Genomic DNA, 19,830 nt, shown 5'->3' with positions numbered 1-19,830 from the left:
TGTCCCTCTACTGATCCATATCTATGAAATAAGAAACATTTTCACTGGTTACAAACTGAAGGCCCACGCTGTAAAAAGAATTGGTCCTTCCGTCCCTGATGCACTCCATCATGGCCTGCATACTGTCACGCCCCATCTGCTCCGTGTCTATGTAAAGAAACATGGCCATGGTTCCCCGCCGGACCGCCTCCAGGGTGGCGGCGGACTTATAATACCCGATAACCTGTGTCTCCCCCACGCGGTTATAGTCGATCACGGCCTGATATACCGCCTCGGTATCCACCTCATCCATACACACAATGATATCCGGCGCTCCCTGCTGGTTCTGGAACAGGTTCCAAACAATCTCCTCGGATTCAAAGGCACGCTCCGAGGAGATCCTGATCTCCTCCACCTTTACACGTTCCGCCGTCTCCTCAGATGTGACCATCCTGTTATTGATCTGGTAAAAGATCTGTGACTGGTTGCTGTCAATGGCATTGTCATGGAGCAGCACCGTGATACGCAGGGATTCCCTGTCCTGGGGAAGTATTTTCCAGATCTGGCTGGCGTACTCCTGTCCCAGTTGATATGGGTTGATGCCCACATAACTTTTCCGCTCCGTCCTGGGGGCATCGTTTAAAATGGTGACCACCGGTATGCCCTGGTCCGTGGCCTCATTGATCTTTTCCTCCAGCGCCTCCTCGGCCGTACATTCCAGCAGGATCCCATCCACCTTTGCGGCAATGCTCATGTCCATGAAGTCCGTCATGGAATAAGCGGAAGACTGGTTTGTCCCCTTCAGTTCCACATACGCGTTCTGGTCAGCTGCCTCCTCCTTTACGCTGGCGTAAACATCCTTCCAGAACTGGGATTCCGTATTACCCACAATCATCACAAAATGCTTGTCATAGCTTCTTATATTTTCCGCATGATCCACACCGATCTTTTCAAGCACGTATCCGTAAAAGGAAATGGTCAAAAGGGTGAGAAACATGATGCTGAACAGGCCGGCAAATACCAGCCAGAATAATTTCTTTTTATTCCTGTCCATCCCCTCACCCCCCTCTCCTTGTCTTTCATTATTATACAAAACAATTCTTTAAAACAAAAGCAGGATAATCTTGCAGTGGGATAGCATTTTTTTGCACAAGCCGCAAATCACCTTCTCCTGACAAGGGCACCCTTGCTTCAGATCCGCGGCCTGTAAAAGAAAAGGACACAGATACAGCCGCAGCCAAAACTTCAGGCCATCGTTTAAGCGATGGCCTGGGCTTTGGTTACGGCTGCATGGATTCATACCGGTATAACGCTTGGTTTTTATGCAAATGGATTTTCTGTCTTATACAGCATTCCCTTGGGTTGGTTAAACCCAATCTCCTCCACATCCACTCCAATGTATTTGAAGATCTCGTAGATGGCTTTTCCGTAATGGCCAAAGGCAACCGCGCCATGGTGCGGGAAATTCTTCTCGATCAGTACGTGACGGTAGAACCTTCCCATCTCAGGGATGGCAAATATGCCAATGGCGCCAAAGGAACGGGTTGCAACAGGCAGCACCTCTCCCTGTGCAATATATGCGCGCAGCTGGCTGTCAGCCGTGCTCTGGAGGCGGTAGAAGGTAATGTCCCCGGGAGTAATGTCTCCCTCCAGTGTGCCCTGGGTCACTTCCTCAGGAAGCGCCCTGGCCATGATCAGCTGGTACTTCATCTCACAGAAGGACAGCTTCTTGGAGCTGGTATTGCCGCAGTGGAAGCCCATGAAGGTCTCCTTCTGGGTGTAGTCAAACTTGCCCTTGATGTCCTCCTCATACAAATCTGCCGGAACAGAGTTGTTGATATCAAGCAGTGTTACCGCATCCTGGCTTACGCAGGTTCCGATGAACTCGCTGAGAGCGCCGTAGATATCCACCTCACATGATACCGGGATCCCCCGTCCTGTGAGGCGGCTATTTACATAACATGGAACAAATCCAAACTGGGTCTGGAACGCGGGCCAGCATTTGCCGGCAATGGCAACGTATTTGCGGTATCCCCTGTGCTCATCGATCCAGTCTAACAGGGTCAGCTCATACTGGGCCAGCTTTTCAAGGATCTCAGGCTTCTTGTTCCCGGTCCCCAGTTCAGCTTCCATATCCTTAACCACATCGGGAATGCGCTTATCTCCTGCATGGCGGTTAAATGCTTCAAACAGGTCCAGCTCGGAATTTTCCTCGATCTCCACGCCCAGGTTGTACAGCTGCTTAATGGGCGCGTTGCATGCCAGGAAATTCAGGGGCCTGGGTCCAAAGCTGATGATTTTAAGGCTGCTAAGCCCAACCACGGCGCGCGCAATGGGAACAAACTCCTCGATCATATCAGCACATTCCTCTGCCGTTCCCACCGGATACTCGGGGATATATGCCTTAATATTGCGCAGCTTCAGGTTATAGCTGGCATTCAGCATACCGCAGTATGCATCCCCTCTTCCCTGTACCAGGTTATTGCCGCTCTCCTCAGCCGCTGCGATGAACATGGACGGCCCGTCAAAATGCTTTGCCAGCAGTGTCTCGGAAATCTCCGGTCCGAAGTTGCCCAAATACACCACCAGGGCGTTACAGCCCGCTTTTTTTACATCCTCCAAGGCCTGTACCATGTGGATCTCACTTTCAACAATGCAGACCGGACATTCATAAATGTTTGCTCCGTCATATTTGTTTTTATATGCTTCCACCAGGGCCTTTCTGCGGTTTACGGAAAGGCTCTCCGGAAAACAGTCGCGGCTTACAGCCACAATACCGATCTTCACCTCAGGCATGTTAATCATAGTATGTATCCTCCATCTTCTTTTTGTGTGATCATGAAAGGGAAATGTTCTCCCCTGTCAGTCCGATCCAGGCGCCTTCATCCAGGCCGCCCTCCTCATGGCCGATCAGCCACTTATTCCTGGCTGCCAGCAGCTTTTCTTCTCCGCACCGGTCCACGGGCCTGTGGTCCAGCTCCATATTTGTTCCCTGGGGAAGCACCACCACGCAGCGGAACCCTTCGTCCCCGGCCTCACAGGGGGCGTAGTGAAGGGTGGTGGCATACACTTCTATAAGGGTGCCCGCAGGCACCAGAAATGCCTTTACCTTTGATGTGTCATAGGTGAAATCCTCCGAAATATCCTGCTGCTTGCCCAGAAGCAGGATCAGGTCCTTCACCGCCAGGTTCACCTCTGAATCCCTGTGATATTCCAGGGCATTCAGCTTTCTGTTGTGTCCGTTGCAATACCCCACCTGGATCTTCATCTGGCCGTAAATCCCATCTGCCAGCTCTTTGGCAGCGGACAACGCCTCCAGCTCCGGCACCGAAGCCACATAAACCACTCCGTCAGGCAGAGGAGTGGATTCCATTGCCTTCATAAGTCCGCTTACATCATATCCTTCTATGACCCGGCCGTAAGCCTTAAATTCCGGTCCGCGCACATCCATCACTTCCATGTCGTCTCCTCCTGGATCATGGGCACCTGGCCGCCGTATATGGACAGCTCCGGTCCCTTCATGTTCTTTCTCTCTCCCCGGTAAGCTCAGCCCTTCAGGCCGGCCAGGGTTTTAAAGTCCCCTTTCAGGCTGCCGTACAGGTGCTGATACAGCCTGTGGTAATCCGCGTAAACCTCCGCGTTGTTCTTTACAGGATCCGTGCTGCTCTTTTCACTGATCAGCCGGCTGCAGGCCGTCTCCACATCAGGATAGATCCCGCATCCCACGCCTGCCAGGATGGCAACTCCCAGGGCGGGTCCTTCGTCCTGTCTGACGGTCTTTACAGTACATTGGTACAGATCAGCCAGCATCTGCCTCCACACAGGGCTTTTGCCCCCGCCTCCGCAGGCCATCATCTGGGTGACCTCCACGCCCATCTCCTTCAGGATCTCATTGCAGTCGCACAGGGAATAGGAAACCCCCTCCATTACCGCCCTGAGCATATGCTTCTTGGTGTGGATGGCAGAGAGTCCGAAAAAGACGCCCCTGCAGTCCGGGTCCAGATGAGGGGTACGCTCTCCCATCAGGTAGGGAAGATAAATAAGGCGGTCGCTCCCCGGCGCTATGCCAGCCGCATCCTCATTGATCAGGTCATACACATCCTTGCCCCTGGTCCCGGCCTCCTCCACGTAATCCTGGCAGAACTGGTCCTTAAACCACTTCAGCGAAAGGCCCGCCCCCTGGGTGACGCCCATGATATGCCAGGCCCCCGGTACGGCGCAGCAGCATGTGTGCACCCTTCCCTTGGGGTCAATGGAAACCTTGCTGCTGTGAGCAAATACCACACCGGAAGTTCCGATGGTGGTAAATGCAGTTCCATCCCTTACGATCCCTGTTCCCACTGCCGCGGCCGCATTGTCCCCCGCTCCCCCTACCACCTTCACGTCCGCGGTAAGCCCGGTCTGGTCCGCCACAGTCTTAAGCAGGGTGCCTGTCACCTGGCAGGACTCGTAAACCGTTCCCAACAGGGACTCATCGATATCCAGGGCATGGAGCACTTCCTCCGACCAACACCTGCCGGGCACATCAAGAAGCTGCATGCCGCTGGCATCCGATACCTCGGTGGCAAAATCCCCGGTGAGCACATAGCGTATGTAATCCTTTGGAAGCAGGATATGGCGGCATCTTTGATAGTTCTCAGGCTCATGCTTCCTGACCCAAAGTATCTTTGCCGCAGTCCATCCTGTAAGAGGCGGATTGGCTGTGATCTCGATCCAGCGCTCCCTGGGCATGATCTCCAGCATGTCCTCCACTTCCCTGCCCGTCCTCTGGTCGCACCAGATAATGGAAGGGCGGATAACCTCGCCTTCCTCATCCAGCATCACAAGGCCATGCATCTGTCCTGAGATGCCGATCCCCTTAATCTCCTCTGCCGGTACACCGGACTGCTCCGCCACTGCCTTCAGGGTTGCGAGGACTGCGTCCCTCCAGTCCTCAGGCTTTTGTTCCGCCCACCCGTTCTCAGGCTGGTACAGCGGATACTCCCGGGAAGCTGAGGCAACCACGGTGCCGTTCTCATCAAACAGCACGGTCTTTGTTGCGGATGTGCCCACGTCAACGCCTATCAGATAATTCATGTTTTGTTCTCCTTTCTGTGATTCCACCGGAATCTTCAAACAAAATCATTCCTAATAACGATTATACCCATAAAACGTTCAGCTTTCCAGATTCAAACTTATCTTCATAACAGCACTTTTTTGCCCTTTTATAATTTTTCTTTTACCAAATCCATGGCTGTCAGCTCTGCTTTCCCCGGGGACCGTCCCCTTCCCCCTCCATCATCCTGCGGTATTCGCTGGGAAGACATCCGTAACGTTTGGAAAACGCCTTGGAAAATGCCCGTCCATTGGGGAATCCGTTGTTCAGAGCCACCTCCGTCAGGCTATGGCTGGTATTCATCATTTCCCTGAGTCCGTATTCGGTGCGGAGATCCAGCAGATAGGTCTTATAGCTGACACTGGCGTACCGCTTAAACATCCTGGACAGGTAGGTGGGGGAAAAACCAAAGGTAGCGGCCAGGCTTTCCAGTGAGATATCCTTATTATAGTTATTCTTTATATAGGCCGTAATATTGGAAAGCTTGTCCAGATGGCGCTTATGGCGTATATTCCCCAGATCCTCCTCCGCCCGCATAAACCGGGTCACCAGAAGATAGAGCAGTTCCATAAATAAACTCTTTACCTTTAATTCATAGGCAAATTCCTTCTGTACATAGGTTCTGTAGATCCGCACGATCAGCTGTACCAGATTCAGGTTATCCTCATCCGACTGTTTGGTAAACAGGGCGTAATCATCCTCATCCAGATATCCCTTAAAGCAGGACACAGGAATCTGCACCACAATAGTGGTATTGGGGTCCGGCACCTCGATGGAGTGGATCTCATTGGAGTTGACGATCACAAAATCAGCGGCCTTTAAAGGAAGCCTCTTATTATTGATGAAAAACTCCATCTGTCCCTCCAAAACCAGGAAAATCTCCACGGAGCGGTGCCAGTGTTTGGGCACGCGGTAATTGCCGTCCTTTCCCTCAAACAGGAACAGACGGAATGGAAGGTCTTCATTGGGAATGACCAGTTCATGCTTATAATCCATATTCATCTTCCTATTTCTCCTGTAAAGCCCAGAGTATGTGCGCAAATGCTCTAAGACAACCATTTCTTGCCCTTTTTACTTATTAAAAGGGAAAATACCCTTAGAGATCAAACAGATGCAGGCCAATCTCCTCATTCATCTTCCGCTCCACCTGGCCGGATATGATATTTACAAAAATTTCCGCAGTAGCACTGATCACAGCCCGGATCATATGTCCCCCGTGGCATTCCCCGCGGTCCAGGTTTCCAATCACCATATGGACATGCAGGTACGGCTCCCCATCCAACCTTGTAATGCTGCCTGTAATGGAAGCGATCTCATACGTTCCCTGGTAGCACGCCTCTGTAAAGCCTTTTGTCTCCGTGTCAAACATCCCCAGTTCCACCAGGGAAGCTGCTCCCAGTCCTGAGATCTCAGCCAGCCGGATGTCCTCCTTTCTGCCGACCTCCAACAGGCACTCCCCCACCTCTTCCCCCGGGTCCAGGCGAAGCACCAGTCTTTCTCCCCATCTCTTATATTCCATCATATCCTCCTTCTATCTCATTGAACCATAAAAGTCTCGATCTCGGGAAATGCCCTCAACGCGTCCTCCCGTCCCAGCTCATACATCTGGCGGATCCGCTCCGGATCACGCTCTGTCCTCCGGATCTTAATGAGGCGGCTGGGGCGGATAACATACACCTGTCCCTCCCGCTCAAGACGCTGGATCTCATCCAGTTCACGGTTATACACAAGGTGGCGTCTCCGGGCCGCCTCCACAAATTCCGGATACTCCCTGAACGCCCTTCGTATGACGGGCATCATGGGATTCTGCTTTTTCCGGTATCCCGCCGGCCGTGTCAGTATCACAAGAGTTCTTTTGTACCCCATCTTTCTGAAAGCCCCCACCGGAATGGAATCCGAAACCCCTCCATCCAGCAGCTTGCGGCCGTCCAGCTCCACCATGCGGGAAGCAAGGGGCATGGATGCGGAAGCACGCACCCAGTCAATGAGTTCTCCCCTGAGGCTCGGGCAGTAATGGTACACGGGCTGCCCTGTCCCCACATCCGTGCAGGTCACATAATACCTGGTGGCGGAAGCCTCAAAGGTATCATTGTCAAAGGGATCCAGCTTTTCCGGAAGCTCATGATAGCAGAAGTCCTTTCCAAACATATCCCCTGTTCTGATCAGGGATTGAAAACTCATGTATCTGGGATCCCTGCAATATTTCAGATTGTACCGGATGGAGCGTCCCTTTTGCTCCGATACAAAACTGCATCCATGAATAGCTCCTGCCGAAACGCCGATCAGCCCATCTGCATGAATATTCTTTTCCAGCAGCACATCCAGCACGCCTGCCCCGTATATGCCGCGCATTGCTCCGCCTTCCACCACGATTCCTGTTTTTATCATTTCCATTCTTCACCTCTTACTGCTCTCCGCGGCCAAGGCATCACACAGTCGCCTTTGTCCGCTGGGGAAATCCGCTTCTGAATGTTGATTATACTCTTTTTACCGCAAAAAAACAATCAAAAGGCCGCGGCGGTCCGGCTGATCCCCAGCTTTTTCCACCACAGCCTTATATCCAACATTTAAAGGGGATCCCCGCCGCAGGTTCCATCACGGGAGGGACGACCCTCATTTATCCATCCACCGGTGCATGACCTCCAAAAGCCGGTCAATTTCCAGGGGCTTTGCAATATGTTCATTCATTCCCGCCTGCTTGGCCCGGTACACATCATCGGCAAATGCATTGGCTGTCAGGGCAATAATGGGAATCTCCGCCCCATCCGGCCGCTCCCCCCTCTCCCCCATGGTACGGATGGCCCTGGAAGCTTCATAACCATTCATCACAGGCATCTGGATATCCATAAGGATCAGGGCGTATGTACCCGGCGGATTCCCTGCAAACAGGTCCACAGCCTCCCGGCCATTGACAGCGCAGGCCGTCTCCAGCCCTTGCAGCATCAGAAGTTCCTGCACGATCTCCCGATTCAGGTCATTATCCTCCGCCAGCAGGATCCTGGCGCCTGGTTCAAAAGCCGCGGTCCCGGACGGATTACCGGTGTTGTGACACCGGCCAGCCTTCTCACCGGCCGTCTGCGCCCCAGCCTTCTCACCGGCCGGCTCCCCGGCTTTATCCTTTGCCTTCCCCGGCGCCTGCCCATCCTCCTCTGGTTTCTCTCCGGCCAGCTTCATAAATACAGTTACCACAAATCTGGTGCCCTCGTCCAGCCTGCTCTCCACCTGGATGGTCCCATTCATCATCTGGACCAGATTCCTTGTGATGGCAAGTCCCAGGCCGGTTCCCTGGATTCCCCTGACCCGCGCGTCCGCCGCCCGCTCAAAGGGGGTAAACATCTTTTCCTGGAAAGCAGGGGACATACCGATCCCATTGTCCTCCACCGTAAACTCATAGCAGCCCACATGATCCTTCCCGGAGGGCTTTTCCTCCAGGGCCGCACGGATACAGCCCTTTTTTGGAGTGTACTTTACCGCATTGGACAGCAGGTTCAGAAGGACCTCCTTTACCCGGACCAAATCCCCGTAAACAGCGTCATGGCTCAGATCACCCACATAAACCTCCAGGTGCTGCTCCTTTTGTTCCGTGTCCGGGCGGATCATCAGGCCGATCTCCCGCATCATACCATTCAAACTGAATACAGACTCCGTAAGGCAAACGCTGCCTGATTCTATCTTAGACATGTCCAGCACCGCATTGATCAGTCCCAGCAGATGGTCCCCCGACATACGGATCTTGGAAAGACAGTCCGCCACCTTCGCCTTATCCTCCAGATATCCCTCTGCCACTGCAGCCATGCCCAGAATCGCGTTCATAGGCGTGCGGATATCGTGGCTCATCTTGGATAAGAACTCAGATTTCGCCTGGTTTGCGCGGTTCGCTGCCGCGTACGCCTCCTCCAGGGCCTGCTTGGCCTTGCGCTCCTCCTCACGGTGCTCCAACTCCTTTTGCTTTTCACTGCTGATATTGCGGAATGCCAGGATCACAGTCTTAGGCCTTCCCCCTTCCATGGCAACCAGATGGATCTCCAGCCTGAGCCACATGGGAGATTCACTGGCGCCGGCCGCCATCCTGAACTCCGCTTCCATGTGTTCATTCTTCTGGGTGATCATCTGCATAAGCCAGTCTTTGTCACACATCAGCTCTATCTTATGCCAGTCCGTATCATCCACCTGATTCAGGATATAGCTTCGCAGGATGGATGAAAATTTACCGGCCCTGGGCAGCAGTTTCGTCTCCCTGGCATCCGGCACACGCACCCCATAATAGCTGTCCTGAGGCAGATTTACATAGAAAATGCTCACATACACCCCGTTTATTGCCAGCAGGGCCGACTGGTTCATATGGAGCCGTTCACTGTTTTCAAACAGAAGGGATTTCATACTGTGAATATTATAGAGTGCTCCCACCACACGGCCGGGCTTTCCATCCTCCTGTATAAGGCGGCTGTTCACCCTGTACCAGATATATTCGCCCTTTTTCCCTCCCGGAGTGGCACAGCGCACCTCAAAGGCCTCCGCCCTGCCTTTGCATATATTGTCGATCACCATGGGGACATCATCCGGATGCACGATCTGCTGCTCTACCAGCGCCTTAGAGTACGGATGCAGCTCACCGCGCAGGATTCCCTCCCCCAGCCTGGGCTCATAGCTGATAAATGTATCAGAATCCATCAGGTATTCATACATGACGGCAGCACTGGCCTCCATGGCCACACGGTACATTTCCTGTTCCCTATCCAGCTGCTGCTGAAGTGTTTTGCGGGCCGTGATGTCCACCAAGGTGCGCTGAATGATATAATCCCCTTCCGGTGTGGTCCCCACCACCATGTTGGTTCCATCCATCCAGTGGATGGAGCCGTCCTTCCACTGCGCCCGGTATTCCATATCCTGCCTGTCCCCGGGACTTTGAAGCTTCAGATAACAGTCCCGCAGCCGTTCCTGGTCCTCCCTTAGGACGGTTCCCAGCACGCCGTCATGCCAGTCCCTCAGTCCTTCCTCCACACTGTCATATCCCAGAAGGGTCAGCGCCGCCCTGTTGGCGGAGATGAGCCGGTAGCCCTTGTCCCGGCTCCGTGAAAAACGGATAATGCCGCAGGGCACCGTATCATAGATACTGCTAAGAAGCCCTGTCTGTTCCCGCAGACGCCTGGCATCCTCCTCTGCCTGAAGGTTCTTTTTCTGCATCTCCTCCTCCAGCCGGTTCAGCCGTTCCTGGACATACTCATAGGACTGCCTTCCGATCTTCTCAGGGAACTGCTCCCCCTCCATCATCTCCTGATATGGGTTGGAACAGTGGATATGGGAACACTTAAGCCCCTCATCCGTTTCCTGGAACACAAATGACACCCTCTGATGCACTTTCAGGTACATCCGGGTGCTTGGATCCGTGGCGATCCACATCCTCCCTGTCACTATGTAAAAACCTGCTGCCGGCTGGATGACATCATATTCCTCATCCCATATATTACACCTGGGGATTTCGCCCTTCATCTGCCGGAATGCGCCGGTGCACGCCTGGCGTCCGGCTATATACTCATCTTCCCCCGCGCCCATCCATAAAAACTCCGGGGCAAATGCGGATATGATACTATCAACATCATTTTCACAATAGTGCAGGTGCATCAGCCGGCTTGCCAGCCGCTTTGCATCTTCCATGCGCTGCGCGCCTGTAACCCCATTCTGTTTTCCCACAATCATAACCTGCTTTCACTTATCTGCGAAAATAGCTTGCTGTTTTAATCATACTTGATAAACAAGGACGCGTCAAGAAAAAAGCCGGGGCTGCGGCACCGGCTCCGGGATAAAGCTCCCCAAAAATAAGGACAGCTAAAAAACCAGCCGTCCTCTGTGTTCCTGTTATTTTTTCCTGGAAAATCTTACCTGGCAGGTAGGACATCCGTCTGCAATGGTATCGCCCAAATGGAAGTCAAATCCCATTGCCTTAGCTATATTCCTGTCACCGTCCATGGCCATATCGCACAGCTTTGCACACAGGGCATCGTCAAAGCCAAGGTCCTGCCATGCCTTTAGCAGCGGACAGTGGTGAAACTCCACATCCAGGACATCGTCATTCTTCTCCTTAACTTCTACCTCAAAGGATTTCTGAAGAGTTGGCGTAAACATGGTATTAAAAAAGCTTTCGCAGCTCTCCGGCTTCTCGCAGCGTTCCCTGATCTCACTTCCCTGTACTCTTCCCGTCTCACTGATAGCCTTGCGTATAATGGCCTCAACCTCTTCTGCCTTTCCTTCTTCTACGGCATATTTGTAGGTTAAACCTGTCCAAGTGGATCTATGTCCGATGGCCCCTCTCTGAATATTAACCTTCTCGTCATCCTTAATTGTAATTTTGTTGTCGATCATCTTAAATATCCTCCTTTTTCTTTTGCTTTCTATTTTGCTTTCTATTTTGCTTCCAGCCTGTCATAAGCATAGGTTGGATTAAGCGTCATGCTTCTTCCACCGGATACTTCAATCGTAACAGCAGTCATATAGCTTGCAGCGTCACTGGCAAGAAATACAATTGGCTTTGCAATTTCTTCCGGTTCAGCCATTCTGCGAAGCAGAGTAGATGATGCATTACGGTCCAGCTCCTCCTGACTGATGGCTTTTTTTACCAGAGGCGTTACGGTAAAGCCCGGCATAATACAGGTTACTCTCACGTTATGTGCGCAGTACTCTCCGGCAAAGGTGTTGGTCAGATTGTTAACCGCGGATTTTAATGGTCCGTAAAGAGTACTTCTTCCCGCGGAAGAGCAGCGCGCAGCAAGGGAACTTACATTGACGATCGCCCCCTTCTTCTGCTCCTTCATATATCGGAATGCCGCCTGACAGCCGTAGATCACCGACTTAAAGCAGACTCCTGTCATGAAGTCGATCTCCTCATCATCATACTCTTCACCTTTCTTATAGCCTGTGGCACCTACGTTATTCACCCACACATCCAGACTTCCAAAATGGTCATGGACATGCTCTGCAAACGCATAATTTTCCGCTGCCGATGATACGTCAAATGCCTCATAATACACTTCTCCCAAACCGGAAAGCGCCTGGGCAGCTTCCTTTAATTCATCCTCATGACGGGAACAGACTGCAACCTTTGCGCCCTCTTTCAGAAAGGCTTCCGCCGTTGCATAGCCGATTCCCTTGCTGGCTCCGGTCACTACCACCGTCTTGCCCTGTAAACCTAAATCCATGGAATACCTCCCGTAAAACCTTATTTAAAGAACATGGCCATAACGGCTCCTGCAATGAATACGGAACCGGATGTAGCGCTGACAAAACCTGCAACCAGCGTCTTTGGAAGCATATGCTGCTCCAGAACCTGATACTCCTCTTCATTTTCCGCACATACCTTAGCTGCCTCAACACTTAAAGTATAGCTGGCCGGAAAGCCCCCTGCAATGGAACCTAAGCCAAGAGCAAATGCCATCGGCGTGCTCATCCCAAGCTTCTTTCCAAGAGGGATAGCGAAAACTGCAATGCCAACGGTTGAAAGCACGATTAAAATTGCAAAATCCTTGATCAGCTGAACCACTGTATCCGGCGTACAGCTGCTGAGCTGTGAGAATACAAACATCATGATGATCGTGTAAACAAAACCCATACTGCGGGAACGAACCAAAACATTCTTCTCTGTAAAGCCAAAGGCTGTTGCAAATACTCCAAGGATCAGCGCCCATACGAACTTGGAAATATATCCACCGCTTAACTTATCCAGATAACCGGACATCACGGTAAGGATTACCATTGTAAACAGATATGTAAAGTCGCTCTTATACTTGCCGGGCAGCTGAGGGAAAAGAACATGTTTGTTTTCCTCTGCAGCCGCCGTCTTCTGTACTGCTGCTGTCTGCCAGGTTCCTTTTCTATACTGGTTCAGTACAGAATATCCTTCCTTCTTCAGACAGATGCTGGTCAGAGGATATCCCACAAAACCCTGCAGTACGTATACCGCCATTGCAAGGATTGCAAGATGCTCTGTAGGCGCAACGGACTGCATCATCATAGCTGCCACAAAACCGCCTGTCAGAGGAGGAGCTGCAACCGCCGCTGTCTCCTTGCCCAGGACCAGGGTTCCCACGGTCAGGATAACCACCAGAATGCCCAGCATACCCGCCAGAGTGACAACAACCGTTTTCCACTGATCGATCAGTTCCTGGATATCCAGCATGGTTCCCAGGTGCACAACCATCATCATAACCAGAAATGTGGGTAAATTTGCGGCAACTCCACCCTGCTGAAGGATGTCTGCCGGCAGGAAGGTCCAGAATCCGATTACAAATAACACTGCCGTAATAAACATGGATGGTACAAATGCTTTCGTAGCGGTAGAAATGACCTCTCCAATAATGACCAGAATCAGCATGGTCAAAAATGCGGTCTGTACATCCCACTGCGCCTCTCCGATGGCAATCTTATAAATGCCAAAATACAGATAGGCAACAGCCATGAGAGCAAGCAATCCATAACCGATCCACTTTTTGGAATTCTTTTGTTCGCTCATACTCAAGCCCTTCTTTCTTTTGTTTTTCTCCCTCTTGGAGCTTCTGTAATCATATCACAGATTTTTTCCATTCACAATATATATTGTGATTTTTGTCATTATATACAATATATTTTAATAATATTTGTAGCTTTTCAACAATTTTTATCAAAATCTTCCCCTGCTTTTTATTTTTGTGATATGATTCAAAAACATAAGGTGTTTTTTGGATTTTTATGATATGATTTAATGTAAGAAATTACGTTGAAAGGACTGTGCTATATATGGAACAAAAAGAGACGAAAACAATTATGAACCAGGTATACAATGCAATATTTTCCGATATTATCCACAATGAATTTGATTTTGATGAATACCTTACCGAAAAAGCCCTGATGGAAAAATACAATGTCAGCCGGGCGCCTGTAAGAGAGGCCCTGATGCAGCTGCGCAGCGACCATTTTATCGTCTGCATTCCCCGTCACGGATACCGCATACGCAGGCCGGACCAGCAGGAGCTGCGCGATATTGTAAACTTCCGCGCTGTGTTGGAATGCAGTTTCCTGGAACAGTATTATTACTCCATTACCCCCGAACATATCCAGTCACTGCGGGAAATCTGCCGGCAATACGCCGACAAACAGGACAAGAACTTTATTAACTACTGGAAATTAAACCGTGACTTTCATGCAAAGCTTTTTTCCTGTTATGGGAATGATTTCGCCCTCCATACATTGCTGGAATCCATGGACCGTCAAGTTATTTACTTTGTGGAGATCATGAAAAACTATTATCTGGCGGCAGACCTTCACTTTGCCATGCTGGACTACATTGAAAAAGGCGATATTAAAACAGCCATGACCCTTCTCCGGGCGGATATTGAGAAAATACCTACCAACGATGCCCTTCAGCGCGTTAAGCAAAATCACCCTATCAATGCTGAGGTCCCTACCTACAGCCTGTGCTAGATACCACATGCCTAAAGGAGTCCGCAATGGCTTTGATGTCCGGGATATTATTCCTGCTTACAAAAAGGCTGCACTATTTGACCAATTACGAAAGATAGCGGGATAGGGGCGAATCCATATCCGTCATTCTTTCTTTATCATCAAATAGTGCAGCCTAAACTGCTTTTAAATTAAAACCCACAGCACACCGGCATTCTATCCAATGTCCTCCAACAGTTCCTCCATCATGTCCGGGTCTGCCAGTTTCATATCCTCCTTAAACACCCCGGGATAAGGAAATGCCATATCACCATACAGCTTGCCAAAGGCAACGTAAACCTTTTTGCCCTTTAAAGCAAAAACAGTGCCCGCACCGTAACGTCTGTGTTCCACCCTCTGATTGATGATTTTCATTTGACCTGCCCCTCCACTGATATCATTCCCCCATGTTCCGCCATTGCCTTTTCCCGCGGCATTTTTTCCCGTACTGCCTTTTCCCGCGCCGCCTTCCTGCGTCTTTTAAGAAGCTCCGACTGTTCCCTTTTCCGCTGTGCCTCATATACTTTATATCGGAACAGCCGCATGGCTTCCTCTTCCTTCTTCTTCGCTCCGGCAGCCGCAAGGGCAGACAGCGCCTCCTCCTGAAGGCCCTGGGATTCAAAACTCAGAAACCGTTCAAAGGCATCCGGATATAAAAACAGCTTTGTCCCGGCTTCCCCTGAAAAAGAAACCCATATATGGTTCTGATCCACCTCCGCCACTTTACCCAATCCGTATTTGATGTGCCTCACAGTCTCATTCAGCATTTTCTCACCTTCCTGAAAACAATATCAACCTTTTGCTTCCTTCCTATTTTACCATTTTTTGTTTTGAAAATGCAAATGTAAACTTTTATTTACTGTAAAGTTTGTGAATTTTTCTCAATGGAAAGAGGGCCGTTCCTGGACATTTTTTCTGCAGGAGCCAAGTGGTTCAGGGGTCGGCCAAGTCTTATATCTCACTCCGTCACCCCGGCTTTTGCACATATATCTTCCAGACAACACTTCTCACAATGGGGCTTGGTCCGCGCCGTGCACACATCCCTTCCATGATAAACCAGCCTGTGGCAGAAATCGCTCCCCTCCTGGGCAGGTATCAGCTTCCACAGCGCCATCTCCACCTTTTTCGGATCCTTGATGCCGTCTACCAGGCCCATGCGGTTTACAATACGGATGCAGTGGGTATCCGTTACAATGGCCGGCTTGCCGAATACATCCCCCATGATCAGGTTCGCGCTCTTGCGTCCCACCCCCGGAAGCTTCAGCAGCGCGTCAAAATCGTCCGGCACATTACCGCCATATTCCTCATGCAGGATCTTCATACAGGCACTGATATCCCTGGCCTTGCTGTGTCCCAGACCGCAGGGCTTAACAATACGCTCAATATCCGCCGCATCCGCTGCTGCCAGTGAGGCAACATCGGGATATTGGGAGTACAGGTCCTGTACCACCACGTTCACCCGGGCATCCGTACACTGGGCGGCCAGGCGCACGCTGACCAGCAGCTTCCATGCCTGATTGTAATCCAGGGTACACCCCGCATCCGGGTATTCCTTTTTTAAACGGTCCACGATCTCCAGGGCCAATTCTTCTTTTGTCATTCCATGCTCCTCCTTTGTACTGTAGTGTACTTCCGGAGACTCCGGGAGTACACTGTATGCTGCTATTCTATCGCAATTATATTTTGCGGGCAAGGACGAATGTTTTTCCCTGCGCCGGAATATACATAGCCTGATATGAATATCTTTGTAAATTCAGGAGGTTTTTGGATGTGTACAGCAATTACAATGCAGACCATGCAGGGGGATATTTATTTTGGGCGTACCATGGATTTTTCATTTCCCCTGGATCCGGAACTTTATATTTCGCCCAGAGGCTATGAGTGGAACAATATGCTCAAAACCCATAAGATCACCAACCGCTACCGCTTTATAGGCATTGGACAGGATATCTCACCCCTTGTTTTTGTGGACGGGGTCAACGAGATGGGGTTCGCCGCAGCTGTCCTGTATTTTCCCGGTTTTGCCAGCTATGATCCGGCCCCGGACCGGACTCAGGGGCCGGGAGTGATCTCGGTTGCCTCCCTTGAACTTGTTAATTTTCTTCTGGGAATCTGCAAAAACGTCAATCAGGCAGTCACCGTGCTGGACTCGATCCGCATTGTGGGGGAGGAGGACAGCATCACCAACACCGTGGCTCCTCTTCACTGGATCCTTACGGATCAGACCGGGGCCTGCCTGGTTGTGGAGAAGACGGTAGACGGCCTGTACCTGCTGGATAACCCCATTGGCGTACTTACCAACAGCCCGGGCTTTCAATGGCATATGACCAATCTGCGCAATTACATGAACGTATCGCCTTACCAGGAAAAGGAAGCTGTCTGGGACTCAGTGAGCCTTACCCCCTTTGGCCAGGGAGCCGGTACACTGGGACTGCCGGGAGATTTTGCGCCGCCCTCCCGCTTTGTGCGGGCCGCTTATCTGAAAAGCCATGTATCCGTTCCCTCCGGCCGGGAGGCGGCTGTCATAACAGGCTTTCACATCCTGAACAATGTCTCCATTCCTAAGGGGGCTGTGATGACTGACCTGGAAATTCCCAGTTATACCCAGTACACCGCGTTCATGAGCCTCTCAGATCAGGAATATTTTTTCAACACATACAATAACAGCCAGATCGAATCCGCAAAGCTGGTCCCCGATCACGACAGCGGCTCAGAGATCGTATCATTGGGAAAACTGAACCGGCCGGTTACTTTTGAATGCCACAACTGCTGAGACACAAGCAGCTGTACCGTACGTTCTTTTATTTTAATTTAGGCAGGATATCCCCCAGGATCTCCATGGCATGATTCAGATCGGAAAGTTCTTCCTGTGTCAGCTTTTCCTCCATCATCCCGATAAATGCCGTGTTTTTCAGATAATACTCATCCAGGTAGGAAACCGCTTTGGGGGTCAGGCGTATCCACGTGACCCTGCGGTCCTCCTGGTTATGCACCCGCTCCACAAACTGGTTTTCACTCAGCCTGTCGACCAGTTTTGTGGCCTGCTGCTTCGGTACCTTCAACTGGCGGGCCAGTTCGGTCATGGTGGCTGTCCCGCGCATCTTCACTGTTTCCAAACAATAATACGTCTCCAGGCTCATCTCCCCGTTCAGGGTATCCTTAAACGGACGCACCAGTTTAGAATGCCAGACCGGCATTGCGATTAACAGATTTTGAACAAACTTCTCAGAAATTTTTCCTGCTCCCATTCCATCCTCCCCATTTGGGAAATCCCTTTTAAATACCCCATTCGGGAAATCCCTTCTGAATATTGACATTCTTTTACGGACATGATATTCTTATTAATTAGTAATCAAAGTATGACAATCATATTTAAATGACTTTTCTTTCCGATTATATAAATATATGAGTTCAAAGTCAATCCCTCCCCAAAACTCACCGCAGTGAACGGGGCATCCAAACACAGGACAACCAAAAAGGAGATACAGCTATTTATGAGCAGCCAATTAAAACTGCCCGGAATGATCCGGGAAAAATTCCGTTCCAGCACTCTCAATTTTATCTTTATCCTGGCTTATGTGCATCTGTTTTCATACATATTCGGCCCTGAGAACACCATTGTGGGCGTTATATTTACCATTATGATGTCCGCCTCCATGGTACGCGACCTGACCGCCACACCGCTGCGGCATCTGGTTACCCAGGCCCTGGTACTGGTCTGGATGGCCCTGGCCGCTTACTGGGTCAATGCCCTTCCCGCTCCCCTGTCCGTTTTTGTCCATTTTATCACACTGCTGGGTATTTTGTATGCATATACTTATGAATATTCCAGCCATATGTATTTTCCTTATATATTATCCTACCTGTTCCTTATCTTTATCTCTCCGGTCAGCGCAGACCAGCTTCCGGGCAGGATTGCCGGCATGTTGACCGGCGCCCTGTCCATTATCCTGTACCAATTGTTTATGGGAAGGAATCGCGTTCAGGAGACTGCCAGGGATGTGCTCAGTGAAATGATAGACAGCATCAGACTTTCCATTGCCTGCCGTCTGGCAGGAACTCCCAACCGGCCGGATCCCGCCGCCATGAGGAGCAAGCTGTGCCAGTTAAGCCGGATCGTGTACCAGCGCAGAAAAAAGGTGCTGTGTGTGTCCGATGCCAGCTTTTATATGATAGACGCAGGCCGCGGCCTGGAACACCTTCTGATCCTGGTCCATGAACTTCCCTCACAATTGTCCCTTAAGGACAGGGAGATGCTCCAGAATCTTTCGGACCGCCTTCAGACATTTTGCGCCTTTCTTCACCAGGATATCACCCTGATACCGGAACCGGACGCCAAGGATTTCTTTGGCCTTCTGGATGACAAGAGGGCGGGCCTGTTTTTTCACAGCCTGGAATACATCCGCGACAGGCTCCTCCATATGACGGATCCCCAGAACAGACAGCACTACCGCCCCACGGCCCTGTCCTTAAAGATGCAGCTGAGGACCGCTCTGGATCTCAGCCCTGTGCGTGCGGTATACGCCCTTCGCACAGCCCTGATCCTGGCCTGCGCCACCTTTCTGGTTCGGGTTCTGTCCCTTCCCCACGGCAAATGGCTCTTATTTACCCTGGCATCCGTATCCCTGCCATACGCTGATGATGTGCCTGTGAAGATCAAAAAACGTGTGCTGGCAACCATAACCGGAGGTTTGGTCTCCGTGGTCATCTACGCTCTGATTCCCTCCCCCCTGGGACGTACCGCTGCCATGATGCTGTCAGGTTACATTTCCTTTTATTTTTCAGATTACGCCCAGACGTTTGCCTGCTCCACCGTGGGCGCCCTGGGAGGCGCAGTGTTTATGGATGCCTTTGGATTTCAGGCAGTGGGCAGCATCTTCCTCATACGCCTTGGCTATATATTGGCCGGGGCCGCTGCCGGATATATCCTCAACTGCCTGATCACTCCCTACCGCCGTGACAAGGCCACCAGGCAGCTTTTTCAAAAATACAGGGCCGTCACCCAGCTTTTGACCCGCGTCTGCCGTTCCCCGGAAGTAGACACCCAGCTGTATTATAACCTGGTCATCCAGGCCCATCTCCAGGAAGATAAACTGGTGCAGAATGCCCATCTGGAAAAATGGTCCGGCTTTTCCGATATTCTTGCCGGCTGCAGGGAGCAGGTTCGCAGTGCCCACCGGTCCCGGATCACGGAACGTGAAAATGCCCCGGTATTTGAACCCGGGCATCTGTCATAGGACCCCTGGGATCCGCACCGCAATTGATAAAACAGAATTCCCACAGCCGGT

At 51.2% G+C, this 19,830-nt stretch carries 18 protein-coding genes; 3 read left to right on the top strand and 15 right to left on the bottom strand.

Features of this window, described 5'->3' with window-relative positions:
• Positions 1–7 precede the first annotated feature (7 nt).
• The 11 genes from CLFS41_RS15740 to CLFS41_RS15690 form a co-directional block, all read right to left on the bottom strand.
• On the bottom strand, positions 8–1,033 hold the full coding sequence (locus tag CLFS41_RS15740; protein WP_007861039.1) for a substrate-binding domain-containing protein: 1,026 nt from the start codon (positions 1,031–1,033) through the stop codon (positions 8–10).
• A gap of 266 nt (positions 1,034–1,299) precedes the next feature.
• Positions 1,300–2,784 carry an L-fucose/L-arabinose isomerase family protein gene (locus CLFS41_RS15735; RefSeq protein ID WP_045092803.1) on the bottom strand — a complete coding sequence of 495 codons (1,485 nt, stop codon included), beginning with the start codon at positions 2,782–2,784 and terminating at the stop codon, positions 1,300–1,302.
• 31 nt (positions 2,785–2,815) lie between these two features.
• On the bottom strand, positions 2,816–3,439 hold the full coding sequence (locus CLFS41_RS15730; protein ID WP_007861042.1) for a DUF4867 family protein: 624 nt from the start codon (positions 3,437–3,439) through the stop codon (positions 2,816–2,818).
• An 86-nt stretch (positions 3,440–3,525) separates the two neighbouring features.
• Positions 3,526–5,055 carry a xylulokinase gene (xylB, locus tag CLFS41_RS15725; protein ID WP_007861043.1) on the bottom strand — a complete coding sequence of 510 codons (1,530 nt, stop codon included), beginning with the start codon at positions 5,053–5,055 and terminating at the stop codon, positions 3,526–3,528.
• Positions 5,056–5,215: 160 nt separating this feature from the next.
• A complete protein-coding gene (locus CLFS41_RS15720) occupies positions 5,216–6,076 on the bottom strand; it encodes an AraC family transcriptional regulator (protein ID WP_007861044.1) in 861 nt (286 codons plus the stop codon).
• A 94-nt stretch (positions 6,077–6,170) separates the two neighbouring features.
• Entirely contained in the window at positions 6,171–6,596 is a 426-nt protein-coding gene (locus tag CLFS41_RS15715; protein WP_347468540.1) for a PPC domain-containing DNA-binding protein, read from the bottom strand.
• A 14-nt stretch (positions 6,597–6,610) separates the two neighbouring features.
• Positions 6,611–7,468, bottom strand: coding sequence for a patatin family protein (locus CLFS41_RS15710; protein WP_252208192.1), 858 nt, complete (start codon positions 7,466–7,468; stop codon positions 6,611–6,613).
• Positions 7,469–7,687: 219 nt separating this feature from the next.
• Entirely contained in the window at positions 7,688–10,765 is a 3,078-nt protein-coding gene (locus CLFS41_RS15705; RefSeq protein ID WP_330412758.1) for an ATP-binding protein, read from the bottom strand.
• A 165-nt stretch (positions 10,766–10,930) separates the two neighbouring features.
• Positions 10,931–11,434, bottom strand: coding sequence for an L-2-amino-thiazoline-4-carboxylic acid hydrolase (locus CLFS41_RS15700; RefSeq protein WP_045092800.1), 504 nt, complete (start codon positions 11,432–11,434; stop codon positions 10,931–10,933).
• A gap of 41 nt (positions 11,435–11,475) precedes the next feature.
• Positions 11,476–12,267, bottom strand: a complete 792-nt coding sequence (locus CLFS41_RS15695; RefSeq protein ID WP_007861051.1) for an SDR family oxidoreductase — start codon at positions 12,265–12,267, stop codon at positions 11,476–11,478.
• Positions 12,268–12,287: 20 nt separating this feature from the next.
• A complete protein-coding gene (locus CLFS41_RS15690) occupies positions 12,288–13,577 on the bottom strand; it encodes a hypothetical protein (protein WP_007861052.1) in 1,290 nt (429 codons plus the stop codon).
• A 263-nt stretch (positions 13,578–13,840) separates the two neighbouring features.
• On the opposite strand from CLFS41_RS15690, the gene CLFS41_RS15685 reads away from it, so the two are divergent.
• Positions 13,841–14,524 (top strand): GntR family transcriptional regulator, encoded by a 684-nt coding sequence (locus tag CLFS41_RS15685; RefSeq protein WP_007861055.1) that lies wholly within the window; start codon positions 13,841–13,843, stop codon positions 14,522–14,524.
• Positions 14,525–14,719: 195 nt separating this feature from the next.
• Here CLFS41_RS15685 and CLFS41_RS15680 read toward each other — a convergent pair whose 3' ends face one another.
• From CLFS41_RS15680 to nth, 3 genes are all read right to left on the bottom strand, one after another.
• The gene (locus tag CLFS41_RS15680) at positions 14,720–14,917 is read right to left on the bottom strand and encodes a hypothetical protein (RefSeq protein WP_007861057.1); all 198 of its coding nucleotides are present in this window, start codon (positions 14,915–14,917) and stop codon (positions 14,720–14,722) included.
• Positions 14,914–15,309, bottom strand: coding sequence for a hypothetical protein (locus CLFS41_RS15675; RefSeq protein WP_007861060.1), 396 nt, complete (start codon positions 15,307–15,309; stop codon positions 14,914–14,916). Before CLFS41_RS15675 ends, CLFS41_RS15680 begins: the two co-directional genes overlap by 4 nt.
• 191 nt (positions 15,310–15,500) lie before the next feature.
• Entirely contained in the window at positions 15,501–16,142 is a 642-nt protein-coding gene (gene nth, locus CLFS41_RS15670) for an endonuclease III (RefSeq protein ID WP_045092799.1), read from the bottom strand.
• Between the two features lie 168 nt (positions 16,143–16,310).
• On the opposite strand from nth, the gene CLFS41_RS15665 reads away from it, so the two are divergent.
• Positions 16,311–17,315, top strand: coding sequence for a choloylglycine hydrolase family protein (locus tag CLFS41_RS15665; protein ID WP_045092798.1), 1,005 nt, complete (start codon positions 16,311–16,313; stop codon positions 17,313–17,315).
• Positions 17,316–17,343: 28 nt separating this feature from the next.
• On the opposite strand, the gene CLFS41_RS15660 is transcribed toward CLFS41_RS15665, so the two are convergent.
• Positions 17,344–17,790, bottom strand: a complete 447-nt coding sequence (locus CLFS41_RS15660) for a MarR family transcriptional regulator (protein WP_007861064.1) — start codon at positions 17,788–17,790, stop codon at positions 17,344–17,346.
• Between the two features lie 246 nt (positions 17,791–18,036).
• Between CLFS41_RS15660 and CLFS41_RS15655 the strand changes: the two genes are divergently transcribed.
• Positions 18,037–19,779 carry an FUSC family protein gene (locus CLFS41_RS15655; protein ID WP_045092797.1) on the top strand — a complete coding sequence of 581 codons (1,743 nt, stop codon included), beginning with the start codon at positions 18,037–18,039 and terminating at the stop codon, positions 19,777–19,779.
• Positions 19,780–19,830 lie beyond the last annotated feature (51 nt).

The sequence above is a fragment of the Clostridium sp. FS41 genome, from assembly GCF_000954015.1.
GTDB classification, from domain to species: domain Bacteria; phylum Bacillota; class Clostridia; order Lachnospirales; family Lachnospiraceae; genus Enterocloster; species Enterocloster citroniae.
This window is presented reverse-complemented; position numbering and strand designations above follow the sequence as displayed.